Below are 22,447 nucleotides of genomic sequence, written 5' to 3'. Positions count from 1 at the left end.
TTTGTTAGAATTTGAGCCCGGCTTCGCGAGCCGCATCAGCTAATTGTTTAACTCTACCATGATACAAGTATCCATTTCTATCAAATACAACAGAAGAAATACCAGCTTTCTGCGCTACTTCGGCAATATTCTTACCAACTAGTGCAGCTTTTTCTGATTTATTTCCTGTTTGCTCAACAATCTCTTTCAATAAAGATGAAGATGCGGCTAAAGTTTTACCTTCAACATCATCGATTATTTGAACAGTGATTTGCTTGTTACTTCTGAATACTGACATACGTGGACGTTCAGCGGTTCCGCTTATACTCTTACGAACACGTTTCTTTATTTTTCGTCTTCTATTTAATTTCGAAAAAGCCATAACTCCTAAATTTAAATTACATTAAACTTTTGCAGATTTACCGGCCTTACGACGAATTTCCTCGCCTTTGAAACGAACACCTTTACCTTTATAAGGCTCTGGTTTACGCATTGACCGTATTTTCGCACATACTTGACCAAGTAATTGCTTATCTGCAGATTCAAGCGTAATAATAGGGTTGCTCTTTCTGTCAGTAACCGCTTCCACTTTAATCTCAGCAGGCAACAATAATTGAATTGGGTGAGAGAAACCTAATGCTAACTCCAACAATTGACCTTGGTTGGTAGCACGGTAACCTACACCTACTAATTCTAGCTGCTTTTTGTATCCTTCAGAAACTCCAATCACCATGTTGTTAATCAACGAGCGATATAAACCGTGTTGGGCACGAGTTTCTTTTTCTTCGTTAGGACGTGTAACTGTTAAAGTTCCATCCTCAACTTTAATTTCCATTTCAGGGTGAATAGTCTGTGTCAATTCGCCTTTCGGCCCTTTCACAGTCACTGTATCGTCTTTAATTGTTACGTTCACTCCTGAAGGTATGCTTATCGGCGCTTTTCCTATCCTTGACATAATTCCTTCTTTTTAATAAACGTAACACAATACTTCACCACCTAATTTTTGAATGCGGGCTTCTTTATCCGTCATTACACCATGCGAAGTAGACATTATCGCGATTCCAAGTCCGTTAAGAACTCGAGGAATATTACGATACCCGGTATACGAACGTAAACCAGGTGTACTTACACGCTTCAAAGACTTAATAGCAGGTGTTTTTGTTTGAGGATCGTACTTAAGTGCGATCTTAACAATACCTTGCTTGTTATCGTCAACGAATTTGTAATTTAAGATATAACCTTTTTCAAAAAGAATTTTGGTCATTTCTCTTTTAAGATTGGAGGCTGGAACCTCAACAACCCTGTGACCCGCCATAATGGCATTCCTGATTCGAGTCAGGAAATCTGCTATTGGATCTGTCATTTATATTAAGTTTAAATTGATCCCGCAAAATTGCGGGACAATATTTAACACTCTTACCAACTTGCTTTTCTAATACCAGGTATTAAACCGGCTGAAGCCATTTCGCGGAATTGAATCCTAGAAAGACCAAACTGACGCATGTAACCTTTCGGACGCCCCGTTATCTTGCAACGGTTGTGCATACGAACAGGTGAAGCATTACGTGGAAGCTTTTGCAAGCCCACGTAATCACCTTCTTCTTTCAGTCTGGCACGCTTTTCAGCGTATTTGGCAACAAGTTTAGCTCGCTTTACTTCGCGCGCTTTCATTGATTCCTTAGCCATATAACTAGTTCTTTTTAACGTTTTTAAATGGTAACCCGAACTCTTTTAAAAGAGCGAAGGCTTCCTCATCGGTTTTTCCCGAGGTGACAAAGGTAATATTCATACCCATTATTTTCGACACATTGTCGATATTTATTTCAGGAAAAATGATTTGCTCTTCAATACCTAAGGTGTAATTACCTCTTCCGTCGAGCTTACTGCTGATACCTTTGAAGTCGCGAATACGTGGTAAAGCCACGCGAATCAAACGCTCCAAAAATTCATACATGTTCTCGCGACGCAATGTAACTCTCACACCGATAGGCATGTGCTTACGAAGCTTAAAGTTTGAGACGTCCTTTTTTGAAAGACAAGGAACTGCTATCTGACCAGTAATGGTCGTCATTTCCTTAATCGATATCTCAACCATTTTCTTGTCAGCTGATGCTGCACCAATACCTTGGTTAAGTACGATTTTTTCCAATTTAGGAACCTGCATGATTGACTTATATCCAAATTCTTTCATCAAATTTGGCACAATCTGCTCCGAATACTGCTTTCTTAAACTAGATGAATATTCCATTATTTGATCTCCTCCCCTGATTTTTTAGAATAGCGAACCAATTTATTGGCATCATTCAACTTTCTTCCTACACGTGTAGCTTTTCCAGTTGAAGGATCTTTCACATTCAAGTTTGAAATATGGATTGGAGCCTCTTTTTTAATGATTCCACCTTGCGGACTCTCAGCATTAGGCTTTGTATGTTTGCTCACCATGTTAACACCTTCAACAATGGCCCTGTCTTTATTAGGAAATACTTCAAGTACTTTTCCTTCTTGGCCTTTGTTAACACCAGTATTAACAATTACGATGTCGCCTTTTTTAATATGCAATTTACCCATTGTTCTAATCTCTTTGATGATTAAAGTACTTCCGGCGCCAAGGATACAATTTTCATATATCCGTCCCTTAATTCGCGGGCTACAGGACCGAAAATACGAGTTCCTCTCATTTCTCCGGTTGCATTAAGTAAAACGCAAGCGTTTTCATCAAAGCGGATGTAGGAACCATCTTGACGTCTAACTTCTTTTTTAGTGCGCACTATTACTGCCTTAGTTACGGTTCCCTTTTTAAGTTCACCACTTGGCACTGCGCTTTTTACAGTTACTACGATACTGTCGCCTACTCCTGCATAACGTCTCCCTGTTCCACCTAGAACACGGATACATAACACTTCTTTGGCTCCACTGTTATCAGCAACTGAAAGTCTAGATTCTTGTTGTATCATGATTACTTAGCTCTTTCTAGAATTTCAACTAATCTCCAACGTTTTGTTTTACTCAAGGGACGCGTTTCCATAATGCGTACAGTGTCCCCTGCGTTACAAGCGTTTTCTTCATCATGCGCGTGAAACTTTTTAGTTTTTTTCACGAACTTACCGTAGATGGGGTGCTTCTCGCGGATTTCAACAGCTACAACAATAGATTTCTCCATTGCATTACTGGCCACTACACCTGTACGCTCTTTTCTAAGATTTCTACTTTCCATCTTATAATTATTTTTCAGTTAGTTGCTTTTGACTCAAAACAGTCTTCAAGCGCGCAATGTTTCTACGGGAATGTCTAATCTTCATTGGGTTATCCAATGGTGAAGTAGTGTGATTCAACTCCATCTGTTGCAATGCAGCAGTTTCGTTTTCAATACGTTCAACTAATTCACTTATACTTAATTCTTTGATTTCTTGTACTTTCATCTCATTAAGCATTTGTAGATTCAACAAAATCCCTTCTCACAACGAATTTGGTAGTAACTGGCAATTTTTGTGCTGCTAAGCGCAATGCCTCTTTAGCTACCGCATAGGGAACTCCTTCGCATTCTAAAATGATGCGTCCTGGAGTAACAGGGGCCACAAATCCCTCTGGACTACCCTTACCTTTACCCATCCTTACTTCGGCTGGTTTCTTAGTAATTGGTTTGTCGGGGAATATTCTGATCCAGATCTGTCCTTGACGCTGCATGTAGCGCGTTACCGCAACCCTGGCAGCTTCAATCTGACGACCTGTAATCCATTTACTTTGTAAGGACTTAATTCCGAAAGACCCGAAAGCTAGTTCTTGCCCACGTTGAGCATTACCTTTCATCCGGCCCTTCTGCCTTCTTCTAAATTTTACTTTTTTCGGTTGTAACATCGTTACTTGTCAATTAAAGTGAAAGGATGATTACTTCTTATTATTTCTTCTTCTCGGACCTCTATTACCGCCTCCACGGGGTCCACCACCTTTTTCCTTGGTGTTGAAGGAAGGGGATAAATCTGGCTTGCCAAAAATCTCACCTTTACAAATCCAAACCTTGATACCAGTTAGACCCATTTTGGTTAGCGCTTCTGTTTGCGCATAGTCTATATCGGCGCGTAATGTATGCAAAGGCGTACGGCCTTCTTTGTACATTTCGCTACGAGCCATTTCTGCCCCGTTCAAGCGACCTGAGATTTGTACTTTTATTCCTTCAGCTCCCATTCGCATGGTAGAAGCAATGGCCATTTTAATGGCACGACGATAAGCAATACGTCCTTCCACCTGACGAGCGATGTTATTCGCTACAATAATAGCGTCTAACTCTGGTCGTTTTACCTCAAAGATGTTAATTTGAACCTCTTTGTCAGTAATTTTCTTAAGCTCTTCTTTTAGCTTGTCTACTTCTTGACCTCCTTTACCAATAATGATACCAGGACGAGCTGTGAAAACGGTAATAGTTACCAGTTTCAAAGTCCTTTCAATAATGATTCGAGAGATACTAGCTTTAGCTAAACGAGCGTTAAGGTACTTCCTAATCTTGGAGTCTTCCAACAGCTTATCGCCGTAGTTCTTTCCTCCATACCAGTTAGAGTCCCACCCTTTGATGATACCTAACCTGTTACTTATTGGATTAACTTTTTGTCCCATCTAGCTATTAGTTTTCTTGATTTTCATTAGATACTACTTTGCTTGCAACGCGTAACGTTACGTGATTTGATCTTTTTCTGATACGGTGTGCACGACCCTGTGGAGCCGGACGTAAACGTTTCAGAATGCGACCTGAGTCAACAGCGATCTCACTCACATAAAGGTTAGCGTCTTCGATGCGAACGCCTTCGTTTTTCTCTTTCCAATTTGCAATAGCAGAAAGCAATAGTTTCTCTACTCTTTTAGACGCTTCTTTCGATGAGAATTTCAGCATATCAAGAGCGAGGTTCACCTCTTTACCTCGGATCATATCGGCAACAAGACGCATTTTCCGCGGTGAAGTAGGTACATTGCGAAGCTTAGCGAAGTAATCAGTCTTCTTGGCTTCCTTTATTTGTTCAGCTTTTATTCTTTTTCTTGCACCCATTTTTTACTGTTTAAAGAATTTAATATTGGCAGGCCAATTACCTTTTCTTGTTACCTCCATGTCCGCGATAAGTACGGGTTGGAGCGAATTCGCCTAATTTGTGTCCTACCATATTCTCAGTAACATAAACCGGGATAAACTTATTGCCATTATGTACGGCAATTGTGTGTCCTACAAATTCCGGAGAAATCATAGAAGCACGGGCCCAAGTTTTAATTACTGATTTCTTACCTGACTCGTTCTGTGTAAGAACTTTCTTTTCCAGTTTAAAGTCGATAAATGGGCCTTTTTTTAATGATCTGCTCATAATTCGTTTAAATTAACCGGTTATTTTTTTCTTCTTTCAATGATATATTGATTAGAAGCCTTCTTCGGATGACGAGTTTTATAACCCTTCGCCAATACCCCTGTACGAGATCTTGGATGTCCTCCTGAAGAACGACCTTCACCACCACCCATTGGGTGATCAACTGGGTTCATTGCCACACCACGTACTCGTGGACGACGTCCCAACCAACGACTACGTCCAGCTTTACCTGAACGCTCAAGAGCGTGGTCTGAATTACCAACCGCACCTATGGTAGCGCGACAAGCAACTAATACCATTCTTGTTTCGCCTGAAGGCAATTTAACAACCGCGTATTTTCCCTCACGAGCAGCCAATTGAGCAAAAGTACCAGCACTACGTGCCATAATACCTCCTTGACCCGGACGCAACTCGATGTTGTGAATAATGGAGCCAAGTGGAATCTCGCTTAAAGGCAAACTATTTCCAATCTCAGGAACAACCCCTGACCCTGATGCAATAGCTTGACCTACCTGCAACCCATTAGGTGCAAGAATGTACCTTTTTTCTCCATCAGCGTATGCAAGTAAAGCAATACGAGAACTCCTGTTAGGATCGTACTGAATTGACTCTACTGTTGCATTAACACCGTCTTTATTACGCTTGAAATCGATTACTCTATACTTCCTCTTGTGACCGCCACCAATATTTCTAATGGTCATTTTTCCGGTGTTATTTCTACCACCCGACTTTTTTAACGGCCTCAATAAGGACTTCTCTGGTGTGCTTGAGGTAATCGAATCAAACGCACCAATAATTTTGTGTCTCTGCCCCGGTGTTGTGGGCTTTAGTTTTCTTACTGCCATTTTTATTAGATATTGCTATAAAAATCTATCTGATCTCCTTCGGCCAAAGTAATAATGGCTTTTTTGAAGGAATTTGTTCTACCAACAATAACTCCACTCTTAGTATAACGCGACTTTTCTTTTCCCGCATATACCATTGTATTAACAGCTGCAACGCTTACGTTGTATAACTCTTCTACTGCATCTTTGATTTGAAGCTTGTTAGCTCCTTTATCAACAACAAATGCGTAGCGGTTCAACTTTTCGCCTTGTTCTGTCATTTTCTCCGTTACAATTGGTTTAATAATAACTTTCATGACGAGCCTCCTTATGCGTTAAACAGTTTTCCGAATTCTTCAACTGAACCTTCAGTTAACACCAAGTTTTTAGCTTTCATGATGTCATACGTATTAAGATCAGCAATAGTCACTACCTCTGCACGCTGTACATTGCGAACTGAGCGGTAGATGTTAGCGTTAGCTTCTTTCAAAACAAGCAATGATCGTTGTCCTGTTAACTCAAGATTTTTGTAGATAGCTACAACCTCTTTTGTTTTTGGAGCTTCCATGTTGAAGTCTTCCATTACAGTAATCATTTGCGTTTGCGCTTTGTAAGCTAATGCAGATTTACGAGCCAACTGTTTAAGTTTTTTATTCAACTTAAAACGATAATTACGTGGGCGTGGACCGAATACACGACCTCCACCTACGAAAATAGGAGACTTGATGCTTCCTGCACGAGCAGTACCTGTACCTTTTTGCTTCTTGATCTTACGGGTACTACCTGTTATTTCAGCACGTTCTTTCGACTTATGAGTCCCTTGACGATTATTTGCCAAGAATTGTTTTACGTCTAGGTAAATGGCGTGATCGCTGGGCTCAATTCCGAATACGGATTCTGGTAAGGCTACCTTACGTCCCGTATCTTTTCCTTCAATTGTTACTACGTTCAGTTCCATTACTTTTGAATAATTAGATATGAGCCTTTAGCACCTGGTACTGAACCTTTAACCAAAAGAAGGTTGTTCTCAGGAATTACTTTAATTACTTTAAGGTTTTCAACCTTAACTCTATCACCACCTGTACGACCTGCCATGCGCATTCCTTTAAATACCCTTGCTGGGTAGGATGCTGCACCAATAGATCCAGGAGCGCGTAAGCGATTGTGCTGACCATGGGTGGCATCACCCACACCTCTAAAGTTGTAACGTTTAACTACCCCTTGAAAACCTTTACCTTTTGATATTCCGGTAATGTCTACAAATGAGTTTTCTTCAAAGAAATCAACCCCCAACGTGTCTCCTAATTTAAACTCTTGTTCGAATTCATTGAATTCAACAACTTTACGTTTAGGAGTAGCCCCGGCCTTTTTAAAATGGCCAGCTTCTGGCTGCGTTGTGCTTTTCTCTCTTTTTTCGTCAAACGCCAACTGTACAGCCTCATAGCCGTCAGTGTCCACAGTTTTAACCTGTGTCACTACGCAAGGGCCTGCTTCGATAACAGTGCATGGAACATTCTTTCCATCGGCACTGAAAACGGATGTCATTCCGATTTTTTTTCCAATTAGTCCTGGCATTGTTTAAACATTTAAGATTATCACACTTTAATTTCAACTTCTACACCACTAGGCAATTCTAGTTTCATCAAAGCATCGATGGTTTTAGCTGTTGAGCTATAAATATCGATCAATCGCTTGTACGATGAAAGTTGGAACTGCTCACGTGATTTCTTGTTCACAAATGTGGAGCGCAACACAGTAAAAATACGCTTGTGCGTAGGAAGCGGAATAGGTCCACTTACCACTGCACCAGTGCTCTTTACTGTCTTTACGATCTTCTCAGCTGACTTGTCAACCAAGTTGTGATCGTAAGATTTAAGTTTTATTCTAATTTTCTGACTCATAGTGAAATCACTAACTTATAATAATTCTACTTTTCCTTTTGCTTCTTTTACCACTTCCATCGCAATTGCCTTAGGTACACCTGCGTACTCTAAGAATTCCATTGATGAAGTAGCGCGACCAGACGAGATAGTACGTAATGCCGTAACATATCCGAACATCTCAGCCAATGGTACCTTAGCCTTAACTACACGAGCTCCTGCTTTAGATTCCATTCCTTCTACTTGTCCACGACGCTTGTTGAAGTCACCGATGATATCACCCATGTACTCTTCTGGAGTAACTACTTCAACACGCATAATAGGCTCTAATAACTGCGGTTTAGCTTGTGCTGAACCTGATTTAAACCCTTGACGTGCACAAATCTCAAATGACAACTGATCAGAATCGACTGCGTGGAAAGAACCATCAAAAACTGTTACTTTCAAGTTTTCAACTTCGTTACCCGCAAGTACACCATTTAACATGGCTTCTTTAAATCCTTTCTCAATTGAAGGAATATATTCTTTAGGTATGTTACCACCTTTAATGATGCTTTCGAACTGAAGACCAGTTTTTCCTTCATCAGCAGGCCCCATACGGAACTGAATATCGGCAAATTTACCACGACCACCAGACTGCTTCTTGAATACTTCGCGAAGCTCAACTTCTTGAGTAATGGTTTCTTTGTATGTTACCTGAGGCATACCCTGGTTACATTCAACTTTAAACTCACGCTTCAAACGGTCGATCAATACCTCAAGGTGAAGCTCACCCATACCAGAGATTACTGTTTGTCCGGTTTCTTCGTTAGTTTGAACGCGGAATGTAGGATCCTCTTCAGCTAATTTACCTAAAGCAACACCCATTTTATCCATGTCTTTTTGAGACAATGGCTCAACAGCAACACCAATTACTGGCTCTGGAAAGTCCATTGATTCGAGAATAATAGGATGTTTTTCGTCACAAAGTGTATCACCTGTACGAATATCTTTGAAACCAACACCAGCACAAATATCACCAGCACCAATTACCTCACGAGGCAACTGCTTGTTCGATTTCATTTGATATAAACGAGAGATACGCTCTTTTTTACCGGTACGTGTATTCAACACATATGAACCTGCATCGATTTTACCCGAGTACACACGCATAAATGCCAAACGGCCTACGAATGGGTCAGTAGCAATTTTAAACGCAAGTGCTGACAATGGCTCATCTTCGTCCATCTTATATGATACTTCCTCTTCAGTCTTAGGGTTGAAACCTTGAATCTCACCTATGTCCGCTGGACTTGGTAAGTACTGAATTACTGCATCTAATAAACGTTGAACACCTTTATTTTTAAAGGCTGAACCACACATCATTGGAGTAATTGTTTGAGCAATAGTTGCCTTACGAATTACTTCGATCATTTGATCACGAGTAATTGAATCTGGATCTTCGAAATAACGCTCCATTAATTCATCATCGTGTTCAGCAACTGCTTCAACCAATTTACCTCTCCACTCTTCAGCTTCTGCTTTCAAGTTCTCAGGTATCTCCTGCAATTCGTAACGAGAACCCATTTGCTCATCGTCGAACCACACAACAGCTTTGTTTTCGATTAAGTCAATCACACCTTGGAAATCATCCTCAGCACCAATTGGAATTTGCAAAGGAATTGGATTTGCACCCAACATTTCGCGAACCTGACGAACTACTTCGAAAAAGTTAGCACCCGAACGATCCATTTTATTAACGAATCCGATACGTGGTACATTATATTTATTAGCCTGACGCCAAACAGTTTCAGACTGAGGCTCTACACCACCAACAGCACAAAATAATGCAACTGCACCATCTAATATACGTAACGAACGCTCTACCTCAACAGTAAAGTCAACATGACCCGGAGTATCAATAATGTTAACTTTATTTTCAACACCTTCGTAAATCCAGTTAGTAGTTACAGCTGCAGAGGTAATAGTAATACCACGCTCTTGCTCCTGTTCCATCCAGTCCATTGTAGCGGCACCATCGTGTACCTCACCAATCTTGTGAGTGATACCAGTATAAAACAAGATACGCTCTGTAGTCGTTGTTTTACCAGCATCGATATGGGCCATAATCCCAATGTTTCTGGTCTTTTTAAGATCTGCCTTTCCCATGACAATTAAATCCTTAAAATTATTGATTAAAATCTGAAGTGAGCAAATGCACGGTTAGCTTCCGCCATCTTATGCATGTCTTCTTTCTTCTTGTAGGCAGCGCCTTCTAAATTATATGCAGCAACAATTTCGGCAGACAATTTCTCTGCCATTGATTTTCCACTACGCTTACGCGAGAATAAAATCAAGTTCTTCATGCTGATGGACATCTTACGGGCTGGACGAATTTCCGTTGGAACCTGAAATGTAGCCCCACCAACACGACGGCTTTTAACCTCCACCGCAGGAGTAATGTTTTCAAGTGCTTTCTTGAAGATTTCCAATACTGGCTTACCTTCTTTTTCTGCTTTGTCAGCCATACGATCCATGGCATCATAGAAAATTTTGAAAGCGATGGATTTCTTTCCATCCAACATCAAGTTGTTCACAAACTGTGTCACCTGAATGTCGTTAAATCGTGGATCTGGTAGTATGATCCTCTTTTTTGGTTTACTTTTTCTCATCTTTTCTTTTTGTTTACTTTGCTATTCTCCTTGGCTGTCGTTCCTAGTCTTCAACGCTTGGCGTTTACTCATCCAGTACTAACCAAGTAAACAACGCACTACACAATTATTACTTCTTAGCAGCCTTTGGCTTCTTAGTGCCATATTTTGAACGGCGCTGCGTACGTCCGTCTACTCCTGATGCATCTAGTGCACCACGAACCAAGTGATAACGTACACCCGGAAGGTCTTTTACTCTACCTCCGCGAACTAATACGATACTGTGTTCCTGCAAGTTGTGTCCTTCTCCCGGAATGTAAGCATTAACCTCTTTACCATTGGTTAAACGCACCCTCGCTACCTTTCTCATTGCTGAGTTCGGCTTCTTTGGAGTAGTGGTATACACCCTCACACACACACCTCGTCTTTGAGGACATGCGTCCAAAGCACGTGACTTACTTTTGTCCACCTGCTTGTCTCGTCCTTTTCTAACTAACTGATGAATTGTTGGCATAAAATTTAAATATATTGTATTAAACAATCTCTTTCATTACTTCAAAACGGGCTGCAAAGGTACATTATTACCTTCAAAAAACCCACTGATTCTCAACTCTTTTGGCTCATTTAGACAAAAAAGCGCTGCAAAAGTACTAATTTACAATTAAAAAAGAGCAGAACTATGTCTATTTTTTTTCATATCGCACCATCTTTTTTGCCTAAAAGACAATTTGTTAGTAATCGTTAACAATTATTTCATTCCTGGCGTAATTCAATTCATTGAGACGGTGCATTTGTAAAAAATGCGATCAACCTTTCTTCAAAGTTATTTGGTTTAAATATAAAACCAAGACCTTGGAACAAGCCGATATCGGGCAGTGACAATGCCTCTTTTGCCAGACAAGACATCCCAATCATGTGGTTTCATACCGAAGGTCATCCATCCTATCACCTGCCGGATGATACGGTAGAGAAAATTGACATTCAGAAATACGAGGCAATTATTAAAACAAGCTTTTTAACACTTTGGAAGCTGGCGAATGAATAAGTAACTGTACAAACTCTTATACAAAAGACACACGCATCATGCGCATGCCTTTTCCTTATAAATTCAAGAAGCTAAGAATCTTATTGATCCAAATCCTCCTTTACCTTATTATACAATGCAATAGCCTGATTTTCCGCTAAAGGATAAGCTATCTTAACTTCCTTTGTTCCATATAATATACATACCGCAAATGAAGCTTTACGCATAGATTTCCGATAAATACGACCTAAATCATTACTTGCCGCTGTCATACCCCCGGCGAGTCCTCCTCCTGCAATAATATATTCTTCTGAATAATTCTTATCAATGGAATTATTTAAAAACACTTTGGTCACATGAACCTTGTCATAACGAGTATCTTTTGCTACAATGCAATCTTTCAACAAATCAAAATGATACGGTCCCCTTCTCTTCCTTGCCTTATTCCAAAAAATTAATACGATTGCTGCTATCATAACAATTGCCCAAAAAGCCATTCCTGATTGCCGCATACCCGACTGCTCCATAAGTGAAACAATTAAGTACGACAATAGTAATAATGCAAACACCAAAATTATTGACATACAACCAGCACCAAAACCAGCCCTAGCTCTTTTATAATTTATACGTGACCCATTTTCAATGTCTAGAACTTGAAAACCATAATCTACATTAGCCTCTTTCATAATTTTAACTATAAAGAAAATGGCACTGCTACGTACAACTTATAAGCTTGGTTTTTTAGCGTATTAACATTTAAGTTAGATGAACGACCAATATTAGTAAGTCCAAAACTTAAAAGCATACCAAATTCTACATCCATTCCAGAAAAAGGTACAATTACACCACCTCCAAACTCTACACCGAAATCCATTCGTTTTAAAGCATCGGTAGAAAATACCTTTGCAGATTCCTTTTCTATATTACCAGCATCATTTTCAGTAAGTTTAGCCTTGCCACCAAGGCCAATCCCAGCGTAAAAACCGCCATTACCAAAAAATTGCAAATCACTATTTGCTGAAAAATAGTATTTTGCAGCAACGGGAATTATCATATAAACTGGATTGTAAATAACTTCCTGAGAAAAGGAGCCAACAGCACCATATTCCCTTGCTCCTTTTCCTTCAAATAATAATCCTGTCTGAAACATTAACGATTCGTTCATTTCGTGCTCATAAGTAGCACCAAGGTGTATTTTAAATCGTGATGACACATCAGTGTCAATACTGCCACCTGAAGTAGCAAATGTTGATAAACCAAATCCGAATCGCGGTTTAATCGTTTGTGACGAAATAGTCATAAATGAGACTAAACCCAATATACATACAAATAGAATTCTTTTCATTATAATAATTTATACTTGTTTTAATGCACTATCATCCAAACTATTAACAATCGCCATTTCGACCCTAATCGCCTGAATAAACAAATTTCACATTATTGATTATTGCTTCATCTTACACTCTTCTGACACTTTAAGAAAAGCTTCTCTCAATCGTTTTGCCGTTAAAATATCTGGAGCATACACCTGCATATTCGAAACGAATTTTTGCGGATCATTATTCTTGTATGGTTTAATAAGCTTACTTTCTCCACGGGTAGTAAGCACTACGGCTACACTTTTACCAACCACCTTAATATTAGCTGCGTTTTTACCAAGATCAGAAGCCGTAAATTCATAAATCCATTCGTTATACCCACCCTTTGAATCAGAAGAAGCATTGGTATAGGTAAATATACAATCTGCCATTTCAAGGTTTATTGCTTGTTTGTGCTCATACTTATCTAAAGTAACAGTTACTACATTCTCATTAAGAAATGCAATGGCAGCATCTTGCGATTCAAATCCATGTTCCACATTTGCCATTTTTGAATGCAGAAATTTAATGGCATTAATGAATGATTTTGCTTTCCCAGAATCATCGAAATACACACGCATTTCATTATCATAATTTTCAGGACTATCTTCAAGAGTTCGTGCTACATATTTTAATTTTCCTGTTGAAACATCAACAAACATTTCCTTTCCTGACACTTCAATTTTTAAAGCTTTTGCATTAATGTCTTGTGGAAAACACTTAAAAACCATCTTTTTTGTTACATCTTCATTAGTTGAATTAAGATGTAGGTTAATAACATTTTCCTTACTTTTATCGATGTTCATTTCCTGCTCGTAGGATATTAGTCCTAAAACTACATCACTCACCTCGCTGCTCAACCAAGTACTCACCTCATCCTCCGATGCAAACTCCTTCGGTTCGAAAGTATCATTATCAACCAAGTAAGATAAGGCATGAACCATATTACGCGCTTGTTCAACAGAAGCAGCATAAACAAATGCCTTGCTTGTAAATGATTGCTTCACTTCGTTCTTTTCAACTTTAAAGAACTTATGGTTTTCTTTTAGCAGCAAGACAACTTTTATATTCTTTCCACTCACAGCAATCTGTGCTCGTGGTTCTAAATCTACAATACTAACTTCTTCTTTAATAATAGTCTCAACTTCTTTCGCATCAACTTTACTCGTCTCAATTATTAATTTGTGTTTTTCTTCGCTTGTAAATTGAAAAACATGTTCGAACTGATTGCTTCCAACTTGATTGAGTTCAGAATTTGCGTTTAAAAAATCCAATGATTCCGAAGCTGAACCGAGCTCCACACGGTGATCTTTGGTTTTTGGCACAACAAAGCGAACCGCATTGATTAGATTTCGGGCACGTGCCAAGTCATCGGCATAAATCACCATGTTATTACTATAGTTTTGTATTTCTCCATTTACATGTTTGGATACATACTTATGGTTTTCTTTAGTCTCTAACTTAATGCTCAAACGATTTCCAGTTATTACCAACATTGGTTTCGAGATATCAATATCGGTAATATTCAACACATATTCTTCGGCAACCGCCAAGCCTTTTGAATTGGTAAAATTTCGTTCAAAAGATAGTAAACGCCCTTCTCCTTCTATACTTATACTCTGCTCAAACTCTTCAGCATCATAATTAACAGAAGTGACATTGGCCTGAATCCAATCTTTGGCATCATTTGCAGTTTGCCACAGATTCAGACTCTTTCTACTTTCAGGAAGTTGCGATTTAAATACTTCTATTATTTTTCTAGCCTTCCCAACTTCATCGGTAAACAATGTTATCTCATTTAAATAACTCTTCATCTCACCATTCTCTTCCTCAAACATAAATTTCTGAGACAATTGAGTTCTAAGAAAAACCGTAATATACTCTCCCGTTGCTTTAAACTGCAATGCATTTTCATCAATATCCGGAAGGTAAAAGAAGAACTCTTTTTCCTCAGAACGCCCCTTTTTATCAATTCGCTGAACAGACATCTGAATTAGATATTTATCACGATCTACCCATTTAAACTCTTGCGTATATGTATTTGATTTAGTAACAACTTCACTTGTGAATTCCTCTAACCATTCTACAGGTGTATTATCAGCAAACACAGAGACAACGCTCAATATGTATAAAGATAATATAGTAAGTAACCTCGTATAAGCTTTCATTTGTTGTAGCGTTTATTGGGATTATTAAAATAGTAATTAGCTAACCGTAAACTACGATTAGCTAATTTGTATTATAATATTTCTATTTGAAATCAGTCTAACGAAATTACAACTCCAATGCGTGTTACCCATGGGTCATAATCATTCGGTCCTCCAAAACGAATTCCCGACTCGGCAAAGAACTTAAAATCATCCAACTTGTATTCAAAACCACCAAATTGCAGTTGAACTCCTAAACCACTATCATTAAATTCATCCTTCCATAAATAAGAATAATCAACATAAGCAGCAAAATAATATCTGAATGGATCCCAATTAGCGAACTCTGGTAAGAAATGAGCTCCGGCAGCTATATCAAAAACGTTAAAGTCACCAAAAGCTAAATCAACCATTGGTACTAATCTTAACTCTTCATTTAAATAGTGATAATAACGGCCACTAAAACCAACAGGAGAAGCATATGTTTCAGAAATAAAAGTTAAACCTCCGCCAATTTCTTTTTCTTGAGCAACGGTTGAGCTACTTACCACTAAAATGGTAACCAGACTTAATAAAGCAATCTTAAATTTAATCATTTGATGTGTTGTATTTATAAATTAATAAACGTCATTTTTCAAAAACCACCACCATAATAAACAGCAAAACACTTGCATAGACAAGCAGTTGGTTTTAACACAAATTTATTTTGAAATACAACAACGGAAGATTAGCCATTGCAATCCTACACTTGAAGAAAGCATTATTGTAAGATATGAATTGTGTTTTGAAACAATTCAACTTTTCGGATTTCATTAATAATTATGAGTTAGTTGGTTTTGAGTAAGCTAAGCTATTAATTACACTTTCAACCACCAAGTTCATTTTGATTAATCAAGAGTTTTTAATGACCAAAACAAGAATTTCGTAGCCTAGTAAAATACTTCTCCAAATAATCTTCTTTCAAAAAATATTCCTTCATTGAATTAAATTCATTTAACTTTGCGCTCTGATAAATGAGTGAAGTACGACTATCAGGAGCCTTTGACATAAATCTGGTAAAGGCCACTAATACCTGATTAAGTAATAACAAAAACAATACACATGAAACGAGCCATAAAATGTCGCTCATTCAGGACATTTATATAAGTGGCGAGTTCCATCCCGATAACTATCGGGAGGTAAAATCTAAAAATTAAAACAGATGAAAGCATTTGTATTCCCAGGTCAGGGAGCCCAGTACGTAGGTATGGGGAAAGATATGTATGAAAATTCTCCTTTGGCTAAAGAACTATTTGAAAAAGCGAATGACATATTAGGATTTCGCATTACCGACTTAATGTTTGAAGGAACTGATGAGGACCTTAAGCAAACAAAAGTTACTCAACCAGCCATCTTTTTGCACTCCGTAATACTAGCCAAGACGCTTGGAGAAGAATTCAAACCTGAAATGACTGCTGGTCATTCATTGGGTGAGTTTTCAGCTCTTGTTGCTGCCGGAGCCATGAACTTTGAAGACGGATTGAAACTAGTATCGCAACGTGCCCTTGCTATGCAAAAGGCATGTGAAGCTGAGCCATCAACTATGGCTGCCATTGTAGGCATGGAAGATGCTATTGTGGAAGAAGTTTGTGAAAGCATTGACGAAGTTGTGGTAGCCGCCAATTACAATTGTCCAGGTCAATTAGTTATCTCAGGTTCTTTTGCCGGCATTGATAAAGCCTGTGAGGTATTAACTGAGAAAGGTGCCAAACGCGCCATTAAACTTCCCGTTGGTGGAGCATTCCATTCTCCATTGATGGAGCCTGCACGCACTGAGTTAGCAGCTGCTATTGAAGCTACTGAGTTCAAGCAGCCTGTTTGCCCAATTTACCAGAATGTAAATGCGCAAGCTGTTACCGAACCTGCAACTATCAAAGAAAATTTGGTTGCACAATTAACAGCTCCTGTTCGTTGGACGCAGACTGCAACTAACATGATTGCTGATGGTGCTACTTCATTTACTGAAGTGGGCCCTGGTAAAGTTTTACAGGGATTGGTTAAGAAAGTTGACCGTAAAATGGAAACTAAAGGTTACAGCACTTTTCAAGGGTAACAAAAGCTACTAGCTATTGGCTGATAGCTGATAGCTGATAGCTGATAGCTGATAGCTGATAGCTGATAGCTGATAGCTACAAATAAACAAAGGCAAGCTCTAGAGCTTGCCTTTGTTTATTTTGATTAGTCATCTAATGTACTTAAATCACCTTCATCTTCACCCAGTGCACGGGCTTTAAGAACACGACGCATGATTTTACCACTTCGTGTTTTGGGTAATGAATCAGCAAATATTACTTCTTCAGGTTTAGCAATTGGTCCCATTGCTTGAGCCACATGGTTCAACAATTCCTTTTCCAATTCCTTTGATGGCTCTCGGCCTTCGCGAAGAATAGCATACACATGTATTCCACTTCCTTTTAATTCGTGAGGTAAGGCAATAGCTGCTGATTCAGCAACGGCAGGATGACTCACCATAGCACTTTCAACTTCTGCAGTTCCCAAACGATAACCGCTTACTTTAATTACATCGTCGCTTCGCCCAATGATCCAGTAATAGCCATCTTCATCCTTTTTGGCTGAATCGCCAGCATGATAATATTTTTTATCCTCAAACTTCTTCCAATAGGTTTCGTTATATCTATCATCATCATTCATGATGGTACGAGCCATTCCCGGCCAAGGCTTTTTAATTACCAATGCACCAACATCATTTGCGGCCACATCTTCACCTTTTTCATTAACAACTCCTATTTCGTGACCAAAGAATGGCTTGGTTGCCGAACCCGGTTTTAAAGGTGTAATCGGCAAAGGTGTAATCACAAAGCCGCCCGTTTCGGTCTGCCACCAGGTATCCATAATTGGACATTTCCCATTTCCAATCGTATCGTGATACCAACGCCACGCTTCCGGATTAATCGGCTCACCGACGGATCCTAGCAATCGCAAGGAGCTAATATCATGTCGCTTCACCCATGATTCACCATAACGCATCAAGCCACGAATAGCAGTTGGGGATGTATATAATACCGTAATTCCATATTTATCTATCATTCGCCACCAGCGATCAGGATAGGGATGGTTTGGCGCTCCTTCGTACATAAAAATGGTTGAGCCATTAATCAACGGCCCGTATACCATATAACTATGACCCGTTATCCAGCCCGGATCGGCAGCACACCACCATCTATCTTCAGGTTTAATATCGAAAACCATTCGATGGGTTGCTGAAGTATAAACGCTATAGCCCCCATGTGTGTGAACCAGGCCTTTGGGCTTACCAGTTGAACCAGACGTATATAATAAGAAGAGCATGTCTTCCGCATCCATTTGTTCAGTTTCACATTTGTGGCTGGCAATTGGAAGCGCTTTTAAATCGTGATACCAATAATCGCGGTCATTTTCCATGTAGACCTCCTCACCTGTTCGCTTAACCGTAATACAGACCTCCATTGTTGGAGAGAGCTCCATGGCTTTGTTTACAATAGATTTAAGCTGCGTGGCCTTACCTCGGCGGAAACCACCATCGGCTGTAATTACTACTCTACTTTTCGCATCGTTGATACGCTCGGCCAATGCTTCGTGACTAAAGCCACCGTATACCACACTATGCGCAGCGCCAATTTTAGCACAAGCCAACATGGCAAAAATCTGCTCTGGAATTTGAGGCATATATATGGTAACAATATCTCCCTTATGCACACCCATTGCTTTTAAGATGTTTGCAAATTCGGATACTTCCCGGTTTAATGCATGATATGAGTAAGTTTTTAAATCGCCGGGCTCACCTTCCCAAATCAATGCTAATTTGTTACGATTGGCTGTTTTTAAATGGCGATCAATGGCATTGTGCACAATATTGGTTTTGGCCCCAACAAACCACTTATAAAACGGATGATTTGATTCATCTACCAATTTATCCCATGGCTTGTACCACTCTAATTGTTTTGCCTCTTGAGCCCAGAATCCTTCTCTGTCTTCGATTGACTTTTTATAAAAGTCATCATACGATTTAACGGTAGCATTATCCACTATTTCCTGCGATGGAAAGTAAAAATCTTTTGAATTTGACATACTCTTTTAAGGTTTATTATCTCTATTAAAGTTTTGATTCCAAACAAAATAGAAAGAGTATTTGACTTTTACAAGATATTTGGATGATTTTGTATTTTATACAAATAAAAAAAGGTCGCTTAACGACCTTTTCAAACTATTATTTTTACATCTCAATCATTCCACACAATGGCTGCCTTCTGCTTTTTGCCATCCATTAGTATATCTAAGTTTTCTTCAAACTCAACATGTTTGAAATATGTTGTTTCATTGATCAGTTTCTTTGATTTTAGAACATCAAGATTTACAAATTCATCTTTACCATTATTCTGCACACTGAAATAACCCACATTCATAGATGTTACATTGTGAAAAAAGTGTGAGCCAAGAGAGGCATCCAATGGAAAATCAGGCAAGCCCATTTCAACAATTACACGCGCATGCGATATTTGCGACCAATAAACTGGTATCCCGGTAAAGCGATCCCTTGTTCCCCAACGTCCCGGACCTATCAATACATATTCCTTTCCTTGTTCTTCAAAGTACTTATTTATTTCAGACATCTCCTGTCCCATCTCTGCTGTCTTAGTTCGATCAAACATGTCGATATTCATGTAAACCACATCTTTAATATGATTCAATCGACCATTACCCATGCCTTTGATCGACTGCAACACCAATTTATCTTTTGGCACTTCATCGAAATTAATATTGACATTATTCTCGATTCGGATTAAAGGTTTAATTTGCAATAAATAAAGCGTTGGCAAATCTCGTCTGCCCGGATCTAAATCCACAGCAAATTCAATTTCAACAGGTGCACCCATTGCCTCTTTAAAGAAACGTAGGAGCATATCAAGCGTATCAGCCAAAGGCACATAATCGTACTTTAAAATATTTGAGAAGTTAACCACACGTGGACCGCGCTTTGAGAAATCGTTAACCATTCGATCGTAGTTATAATCATACACCGTAGCACAATGCTTAAGGTTACCATCTTCTTCAGCCTCTTTTATACTTAACTTTAAAATAGCTGAATCTTCACCTCCATTTTCAAGATCTAAATCCTCATCATCGAGATTTAGCGCATAAAAATGAGTTTGTGAATCTTTTATCTGATCAGGTATGGCATTTAACTCAAGCTTAGGATGCTTTGGGCAAAAACGGTAAGCTTTTTCGCCACCAACCACATACTTACCTAAGCCAACCCCCAATACAGCGAAGCCATCTTCAGGTTTCATGTATGAAAATGGATAGTAATTATACGATTGCGCCACACCACTCATATGCGGGTAGAAGCGATCGCCAACGCGACCTCCAACCACTTCCTGAATAATGACCGCCATCTTTTCCTCCTCAATCTTGTAATTAACGGCATCGAAATAAGCCTTTGCCGAATCACTAAACATAGAAGCATAGACCAACTTAACAGCCGTACTCAACTGTTTAAATCGCACCTTAATATCAGAATGATTGTTGGGCACCATGTATGTGGCATACACGCCAGCGAAAGGCTGCAACAAGCTGTCTTCGAACAGACCCGAAGAACGAACAGCCAATGGACGATCCATTACCTCGAGGTATTGCATCAATTTTTCATTGACCTCATCACTCAGTTCCGATTTAAGAAATAGCTGCTTAATTTCATCAAACTTCTTTTCGACGAAAGCAAGTGTATATAGGTTGTTCTTTTCAATAAAGTGCGAAAACTCACCAGCCCCAATTATTGTAGTAGTTGGTATTCGTATGTTTATGTTTTTTATAATTTTATCGAAATTAATGTTCTCAATAAAATTACTCAAGAAAGCCATACCACGCCCTTTACCACCAAAGGACCCTTCACCGATTCGCACAACGTATCGACTGCTTTTTACGAGGTTCGGATCAAACATAACCACTCTGCCTCGTAAACGCTCCAAACGAACCTCTTCAAATACATCGAGCAAAGCCTGTCGCAGCTTAGTAAAACTTTCAAAATCTTCAATGCGATATGGTCGAAGACGTTTAGCAATAGAAATTTCACCACGCGCCATTAGCCATGTTGAAATACCATTTCGGCGTGCATGATAAAGAAGTGATTCTGGCGATATATCGCGTACGCACTGCACAAATTCTTTTAGGTTATGCGCTTCAGTAATTTTGGCTCCCCGGCTATTTTTAAAGATAAAATTACCGAAGCCTAATTTCTGATGAATGAAATTATAGATGTCTAAGGATAGACTATCCGAATTCTTATCAATAAAATCGGAATTAATTGCCTCTGCACGTAAGGCATTTGTTGGGTCAGATGATTGAAGCAGTGTGGGTATTATTGTCAGCGATTTCACATACTTGATTAATTCAACCCCCGCATCCACATCGTCCACACCATTGCGCGCATATTGCACATCGGAGATGACACAAATTAAATTATCGAGGTACTTATCTACTATTTCAACGGCATCCTCATAATTACTCACTAAAAGTATTTTCGGACGCACACGCATCTTCATAATTTTATGCAACTGATCACTCGACTCCTCGGCCAAAATGGCCTGTGTTTGCCGCATAATAATGGAATAAAGCAGGGGCAAATAACGTGTGTAATACTTTTGCGAATCTTCAACCAAAAGAATAACACGAACATCGCCCACTTTCACATCGTTGGCTACATTCATCTTATCCTCAACGTATTTTATCATGGCTAGGAACACACGTGAATCGCCATTCCAAACAAATACACGATCAATGTTTTCGATATTACCGCTACCTTCATCAAAGAACTTTAGGTCAGCGTTATTATTTACCATCAACAGAATGGGTACATCAGGACGAACCGCCTTTATGCGTTCACTCATTAATAGTGGCTGTTGCTTATCGAGACCAGCCATTAAAATGACCATTTCAAAATCGCGTTCCTGAAGAATATCAGCTGCCTCGTCAGCAGTTGCTACACTTGTAATACGCGGAGCTGTAAAAAGATTAAGTTGCAAGTACTCACCAAAGATCTTATCGAAAAAACGACCTTCACGCACAATACTATAGGCATCGTAGTGATTGGCAACTAATAAAACTTCGCGTACTTTAAAGGACATAAGTTCCTGAAAGATATCTCGATCAGTTCGCTTACGATTATATATTTGTGACAACTCAAGTTGTTGAATTCCTTCCATTAGGTAAATTTTAAAGCTTTGTACT

30 protein-coding genes are annotated in these 22,447 nt (G+C 39.2%); 2 read left to right on the top strand and 28 right to left on the bottom strand.

Annotated elements, in window-relative coordinates:
• Positions 1-4: 4 nt before the first annotated feature.
• The 21 genes from rplR to rpsL form a co-directional block, all read right to left on the bottom strand.
• A complete protein-coding gene (gene rplR / locus ACRD7B_RS12180; protein ID WP_430824840.1) occupies positions 5-361 on the bottom strand; it encodes a 50S ribosomal protein L18 in 357 nt (118 codons plus the stop codon).
• Between the two features lie 21 nt (positions 362-382).
• On the bottom strand, positions 383-934 hold the full coding sequence (gene rplF, locus ACRD7B_RS12175; protein WP_430824839.1) for a 50S ribosomal protein L6: 552 nt from the start codon (positions 932-934) through the stop codon (positions 383-385).
• 12 nt (positions 935-946) lie between these two features.
• Positions 947-1,342: a 30S ribosomal protein S8 gene (rpsH, locus tag ACRD7B_RS12170; protein WP_430824838.1), complete on the bottom strand. Its 396-nt coding sequence runs from the start codon at positions 1,340-1,342 to the stop codon at positions 947-949.
• 53 nt (positions 1,343-1,395) lie between these two features.
• A complete protein-coding gene (gene rpsN / locus ACRD7B_RS12165) occupies positions 1,396-1,665 on the bottom strand; it encodes a 30S ribosomal protein S14 (protein ID WP_430824837.1) in 270 nt (89 codons plus the stop codon).
• A gap of 4 nt (positions 1,666-1,669) precedes the next feature.
• Positions 1,670-2,227 (bottom strand): 50S ribosomal protein L5, encoded by a 558-nt coding sequence (rplE, locus tag ACRD7B_RS12160; protein ID WP_430824836.1) that lies wholly within the window; start codon positions 2,225-2,227, stop codon positions 1,670-1,672.
• Positions 2,227-2,547, bottom strand: coding sequence for a 50S ribosomal protein L24 (gene rplX, locus ACRD7B_RS12155; protein ID WP_430824835.1), 321 nt, complete (start codon positions 2,545-2,547; stop codon positions 2,227-2,229). The genes rplE and rplX overlap by 1 nt, the downstream gene beginning before the upstream one ends.
• A gap of 20 nt (positions 2,548-2,567) precedes the next feature.
• Positions 2,568-2,933, bottom strand: a complete 366-nt coding sequence (rplN, locus tag ACRD7B_RS12150) for a 50S ribosomal protein L14 (protein WP_430824834.1) — start codon at positions 2,931-2,933, stop codon at positions 2,568-2,570.
• A gap of 2 nt (positions 2,934-2,935) precedes the next feature.
• Positions 2,936-3,193, bottom strand: coding sequence for a 30S ribosomal protein S17 (gene rpsQ / locus ACRD7B_RS12145; protein WP_430824833.1), 258 nt, complete (start codon positions 3,191-3,193; stop codon positions 2,936-2,938).
• 7 nt (positions 3,194-3,200) lie between these two features.
• Positions 3,201-3,398 carry a 50S ribosomal protein L29 gene (gene rpmC, locus ACRD7B_RS12140; RefSeq protein WP_430824832.1) on the bottom strand — a complete coding sequence of 66 codons (198 nt, stop codon included), beginning with the start codon at positions 3,396-3,398 and terminating at the stop codon, positions 3,201-3,203.
• Positions 3,399-3,402: 4 nt separating this feature from the next.
• On the bottom strand, positions 3,403-3,834 hold the full coding sequence (gene rplP / locus ACRD7B_RS12135) for a 50S ribosomal protein L16 (protein ID WP_430824831.1): 432 nt from the start codon (positions 3,832-3,834) through the stop codon (positions 3,403-3,405).
• Between the two features lie 30 nt (positions 3,835-3,864).
• Entirely contained in the window at positions 3,865-4,587 is a 723-nt protein-coding gene (rpsC, locus tag ACRD7B_RS12130) for a 30S ribosomal protein S3 (protein ID WP_430824830.1), read from the bottom strand.
• 7 nt (positions 4,588-4,594) lie between these two features.
• Positions 4,595-5,014: a 50S ribosomal protein L22 gene (rplV, locus tag ACRD7B_RS12125; RefSeq protein ID WP_430824829.1), complete on the bottom strand. Its 420-nt coding sequence runs from the start codon at positions 5,012-5,014 to the stop codon at positions 4,595-4,597.
• Positions 5,015-5,051: 37 nt separating this feature from the next.
• Positions 5,052-5,321 carry a 30S ribosomal protein S19 gene (gene rpsS / locus ACRD7B_RS12120; RefSeq protein WP_430824828.1) on the bottom strand — a complete coding sequence of 90 codons (270 nt, stop codon included), beginning with the start codon at positions 5,319-5,321 and terminating at the stop codon, positions 5,052-5,054.
• A gap of 20 nt (positions 5,322-5,341) precedes the next feature.
• Positions 5,342-6,166: a 50S ribosomal protein L2 gene (gene rplB, locus ACRD7B_RS12115; protein ID WP_430824827.1), complete on the bottom strand. Its 825-nt coding sequence runs from the start codon at positions 6,164-6,166 to the stop codon at positions 5,342-5,344.
• Between the two features lie 5 nt (positions 6,167-6,171).
• Complete coding sequence (gene rplW, locus ACRD7B_RS12110; RefSeq protein WP_430824826.1) at positions 6,172-6,462, bottom strand: 50S ribosomal protein L23; 291 nt, start codon at positions 6,460-6,462, stop codon at positions 6,172-6,174.
• An 11-nt stretch (positions 6,463-6,473) separates the two neighbouring features.
• Positions 6,474-7,103, bottom strand: a complete 630-nt coding sequence (gene rplD, locus ACRD7B_RS12105; RefSeq protein ID WP_430824825.1) for a 50S ribosomal protein L4 — start codon at positions 7,101-7,103, stop codon at positions 6,474-6,476.
• Positions 7,103-7,720 (bottom strand): 50S ribosomal protein L3, encoded by a 618-nt coding sequence (gene rplC / locus ACRD7B_RS12100; protein ID WP_430824824.1) that lies wholly within the window; start codon positions 7,718-7,720, stop codon positions 7,103-7,105. The genes rplD and rplC overlap by 1 nt, the downstream gene beginning before the upstream one ends.
• Before the next feature lie 20 nt (positions 7,721-7,740).
• Entirely contained in the window at positions 7,741-8,046 is a 306-nt protein-coding gene (rpsJ, locus tag ACRD7B_RS12095; RefSeq protein ID WP_130642659.1) for a 30S ribosomal protein S10, read from the bottom strand.
• Between the two features lie 15 nt (positions 8,047-8,061).
• Complete coding sequence (fusA, locus tag ACRD7B_RS12090; protein ID WP_430824823.1) at positions 8,062-10,173, bottom strand: elongation factor G; 2,112 nt, start codon at positions 10,171-10,173, stop codon at positions 8,062-8,064.
• A 26-nt stretch (positions 10,174-10,199) separates the two neighbouring features.
• On the bottom strand, positions 10,200-10,676 hold the full coding sequence (gene rpsG / locus ACRD7B_RS12085) for a 30S ribosomal protein S7 (RefSeq protein WP_430824822.1): 477 nt from the start codon (positions 10,674-10,676) through the stop codon (positions 10,200-10,202).
• A 109-nt stretch (positions 10,677-10,785) separates the two neighbouring features.
• Positions 10,786-11,169 (bottom strand): 30S ribosomal protein S12, encoded by a 384-nt coding sequence (gene rpsL / locus ACRD7B_RS12080; RefSeq protein ID WP_430824821.1) that lies wholly within the window; start codon positions 11,167-11,169, stop codon positions 10,786-10,788.
• 291 nt (positions 11,170-11,460) lie between these two features.
• Here rpsL and ACRD7B_RS12075 point away from each other — a divergent pair, with 291 nt between their 5' ends.
• Positions 11,461-11,700, top strand: coding sequence for a M28 family peptidase (locus ACRD7B_RS12075; RefSeq protein WP_430824855.1), 240 nt, complete (start codon positions 11,461-11,463; stop codon positions 11,698-11,700).
• An 80-nt stretch (positions 11,701-11,780) separates the two neighbouring features.
• Here ACRD7B_RS12075 and ACRD7B_RS12070 read toward each other — a convergent pair whose 3' ends face one another.
• The 5 genes from ACRD7B_RS12070 to ACRD7B_RS12050 form a co-directional block, all read right to left on the bottom strand.
• Positions 11,781-12,365: a phage holin family protein gene (locus ACRD7B_RS12070; protein ID WP_430824820.1), complete on the bottom strand. Its 585-nt coding sequence runs from the start codon at positions 12,363-12,365 to the stop codon at positions 11,781-11,783.
• A gap of 8 nt (positions 12,366-12,373) precedes the next feature.
• Complete coding sequence (locus ACRD7B_RS12065) at positions 12,374-13,024, bottom strand: porin family protein (protein ID WP_430824819.1); 651 nt, start codon at positions 13,022-13,024, stop codon at positions 12,374-12,376.
• 99 nt (positions 13,025-13,123) lie between these two features.
• A complete protein-coding gene (locus tag ACRD7B_RS12060; protein WP_430824818.1) occupies positions 13,124-15,205 on the bottom strand; it encodes a hypothetical protein in 2,082 nt (693 codons plus the stop codon).
• A gap of 92 nt (positions 15,206-15,297) precedes the next feature.
• Positions 15,298-15,780 carry a hypothetical protein gene (locus ACRD7B_RS12055; RefSeq protein WP_430824817.1) on the bottom strand — a complete coding sequence of 161 codons (483 nt, stop codon included), beginning with the start codon at positions 15,778-15,780 and terminating at the stop codon, positions 15,298-15,300.
• A gap of 305 nt (positions 15,781-16,085) precedes the next feature.
• On the bottom strand, positions 16,086-16,313 hold the full coding sequence (locus tag ACRD7B_RS12050) for a hypothetical protein (RefSeq protein WP_430824816.1): 228 nt from the start codon (positions 16,311-16,313) through the stop codon (positions 16,086-16,088).
• A 72-nt stretch (positions 16,314-16,385) separates the two neighbouring features.
• Between ACRD7B_RS12050 and fabD the strand changes: the two genes are divergently transcribed.
• Positions 16,386-17,276 carry an ACP S-malonyltransferase gene (fabD, locus tag ACRD7B_RS12045; RefSeq protein ID WP_430824815.1) on the top strand — a complete coding sequence of 297 codons (891 nt, stop codon included), beginning with the start codon at positions 16,386-16,388 and terminating at the stop codon, positions 17,274-17,276.
• A 125-nt stretch (positions 17,277-17,401) separates the two neighbouring features.
• Here fabD and acs read toward each other — a convergent pair whose 3' ends face one another.
• Together acs and ACRD7B_RS12035 are read right to left on the bottom strand one after the other, a co-directional pair.
• Positions 17,402-19,291, bottom strand: a complete 1,890-nt coding sequence (acs, locus tag ACRD7B_RS12040; RefSeq protein ID WP_430824814.1) for an acetate--CoA ligase — start codon at positions 19,289-19,291, stop codon at positions 17,402-17,404.
• A gap of 152 nt (positions 19,292-19,443) precedes the next feature.
• On the bottom strand, positions 19,444-22,422 hold the full coding sequence (locus ACRD7B_RS12035) for a PEP/pyruvate-binding domain-containing protein (protein WP_430824813.1): 2,979 nt from the start codon (positions 22,420-22,422) through the stop codon (positions 19,444-19,446).
• Between the last annotated feature and the right edge of the window lie 25 nt (positions 22,423-22,447).

This window comes from Carboxylicivirga fragile, from assembly GCF_050589805.1.
Taxonomy (GTDB): domain Bacteria; phylum Bacteroidota; class Bacteroidia; order Bacteroidales; family Marinilabiliaceae; genus Carboxylicivirga; species Carboxylicivirga fragile.
Note: the sequence above shows the minus strand (reverse complement) of the source record. Positions and strands in the feature narration are given on the sequence as shown.

Bases quoted from the DNA above. Each gene is read 5' to 3' on its own strand.
- rplR (WP_430824840.1), bottom strand. From the start codon at position 361: ATGGCTTTTTCGAAATTAAATAGAAGACGAAAAATAAAGAAACGTGTT.
- rplF (WP_430824839.1), bottom strand. From the start codon at position 934: ATGTCAAGGATAGGAAAAGCGCCGATAAGCATACCTTCAGGAGTGAAC.
- rpsH (WP_430824838.1), bottom strand. From the start codon at position 1,342: ATGACAGATCCAATAGCAGATTTCCTGACTCGAATCAGGAATGCCATT.
- rpsN (WP_430824837.1), bottom strand. From the start codon at position 1,665: ATGGCTAAGGAATCAATGAAAGCGCGCGAAGTAAAGCGAGCTAAACTT.
- rplE (WP_430824836.1), bottom strand. From the start codon at position 2,227: ATGGAATATTCATCTAGTTTAAGAAAGCAGTATTCGGAGCAGATTGTG.
- rplX (WP_430824835.1), bottom strand. From the start codon at position 2,547: ATGGGTAAATTGCATATTAAAAAAGGCGACATCGTAATTGTTAATACT.
- rplN (WP_430824834.1), bottom strand. From the start codon at position 2,933: ATGATACAACAAGAATCTAGACTTTCAGTTGCTGATAACAGTGGAGCC.
- rpsQ (WP_430824833.1), bottom strand. From the start codon at position 3,193: ATGGAAAGTAGAAATCTTAGAAAAGAGCGTACAGGTGTAGTGGCCAGT.
- rpmC (WP_430824832.1), bottom strand. From the start codon at position 3,398: ATGAAAGTACAAGAAATCAAAGAATTAAGTATAAGTGAATTAGTTGAA.
- rplP (WP_430824831.1), bottom strand. From the start codon at position 3,834: ATGTTACAACCGAAAAAAGTAAAATTTAGAAGAAGGCAGAAGGGCCGG.
- rpsC (WP_430824830.1), bottom strand. From the start codon at position 4,587: ATGGGACAAAAAGTTAATCCAATAAGTAACAGGTTAGGTATCATCAAA.
- rplV (WP_430824829.1), bottom strand. From the start codon at position 5,014: ATGGGTGCAAGAAAAAGAATAAAAGCTGAACAAATAAAGGAAGCCAAG.
- rpsS (WP_430824828.1), bottom strand. From the start codon at position 5,321: ATGAGCAGATCATTAAAAAAAGGCCCATTTATCGACTTTAAACTGGAA.
- rplB (WP_430824827.1), bottom strand. From the start codon at position 6,166: ATGGCAGTAAGAAAACTAAAGCCCACAACACCGGGGCAGAGACACAAA.
- rplW (WP_430824826.1), bottom strand. From the start codon at position 6,462: ATGAAAGTTATTATTAAACCAATTGTAACGGAGAAAATGACAGAACAA.
- rplD (WP_430824825.1), bottom strand. From the start codon at position 7,103: ATGGAACTGAACGTAGTAACAATTGAAGGAAAAGATACGGGACGTAAG.
- rplC (WP_430824824.1), bottom strand. From the start codon at position 7,720: ATGCCAGGACTAATTGGAAAAAAAATCGGAATGACATCCGTTTTCAGT.
- rpsJ (WP_130642659.1), bottom strand. From the start codon at position 8,046: ATGAGTCAGAAAATTAGAATAAAACTTAAATCTTACGATCACAACTTG.
- fusA (WP_430824823.1), bottom strand. From the start codon at position 10,173: ATGGGAAAGGCAGATCTTAAAAAGACCAGAAACATTGGGATTATGGCC.
- rpsG (WP_430824822.1), bottom strand. From the start codon at position 10,676: ATGAGAAAAAGTAAACCAAAAAAGAGGATCATACTACCAGATCCACGA.
- rpsL (WP_430824821.1), bottom strand. From the start codon at position 11,169: ATGCCAACAATTCATCAGTTAGTTAGAAAAGGACGAGACAAGCAGGTG.
- ACRD7B_RS12070 (WP_430824820.1), bottom strand. From the start codon at position 12,365: ATGAAAGAGGCTAATGTAGATTATGGTTTTCAAGTTCTAGACATTGAA.
- ACRD7B_RS12065 (WP_430824819.1), bottom strand. From the start codon at position 13,024: ATGAAAAGAATTCTATTTGTATGTATATTGGGTTTAGTCTCATTTATG.
- ACRD7B_RS12060 (WP_430824818.1), bottom strand. From the start codon at position 15,205: ATGAAAGCTTATACGAGGTTACTTACTATATTATCTTTATACATATTG.
- ACRD7B_RS12055 (WP_430824817.1), bottom strand. From the start codon at position 15,780: ATGATTAAATTTAAGATTGCTTTATTAAGTCTGGTTACCATTTTAGTG.
- ACRD7B_RS12050 (WP_430824816.1), bottom strand. From the start codon at position 16,313: ATGAGCGACATTTTATGGCTCGTTTCATGTGTATTGTTTTTGTTATTA.
- fabD (WP_430824815.1), top strand. From the start codon at position 16,386: ATGAAAGCATTTGTATTCCCAGGTCAGGGAGCCCAGTACGTAGGTATG.
- acs (WP_430824814.1), bottom strand. From the start codon at position 19,291: ATGTCAAATTCAAAAGATTTTTACTTTCCATCGCAGGAAATAGTGGAT.
- ACRD7B_RS12035 (WP_430824813.1), bottom strand. From the start codon at position 22,422: ATGGAAGGAATTCAACAACTTGAGTTGTCACAAATATATAATCGTAAG.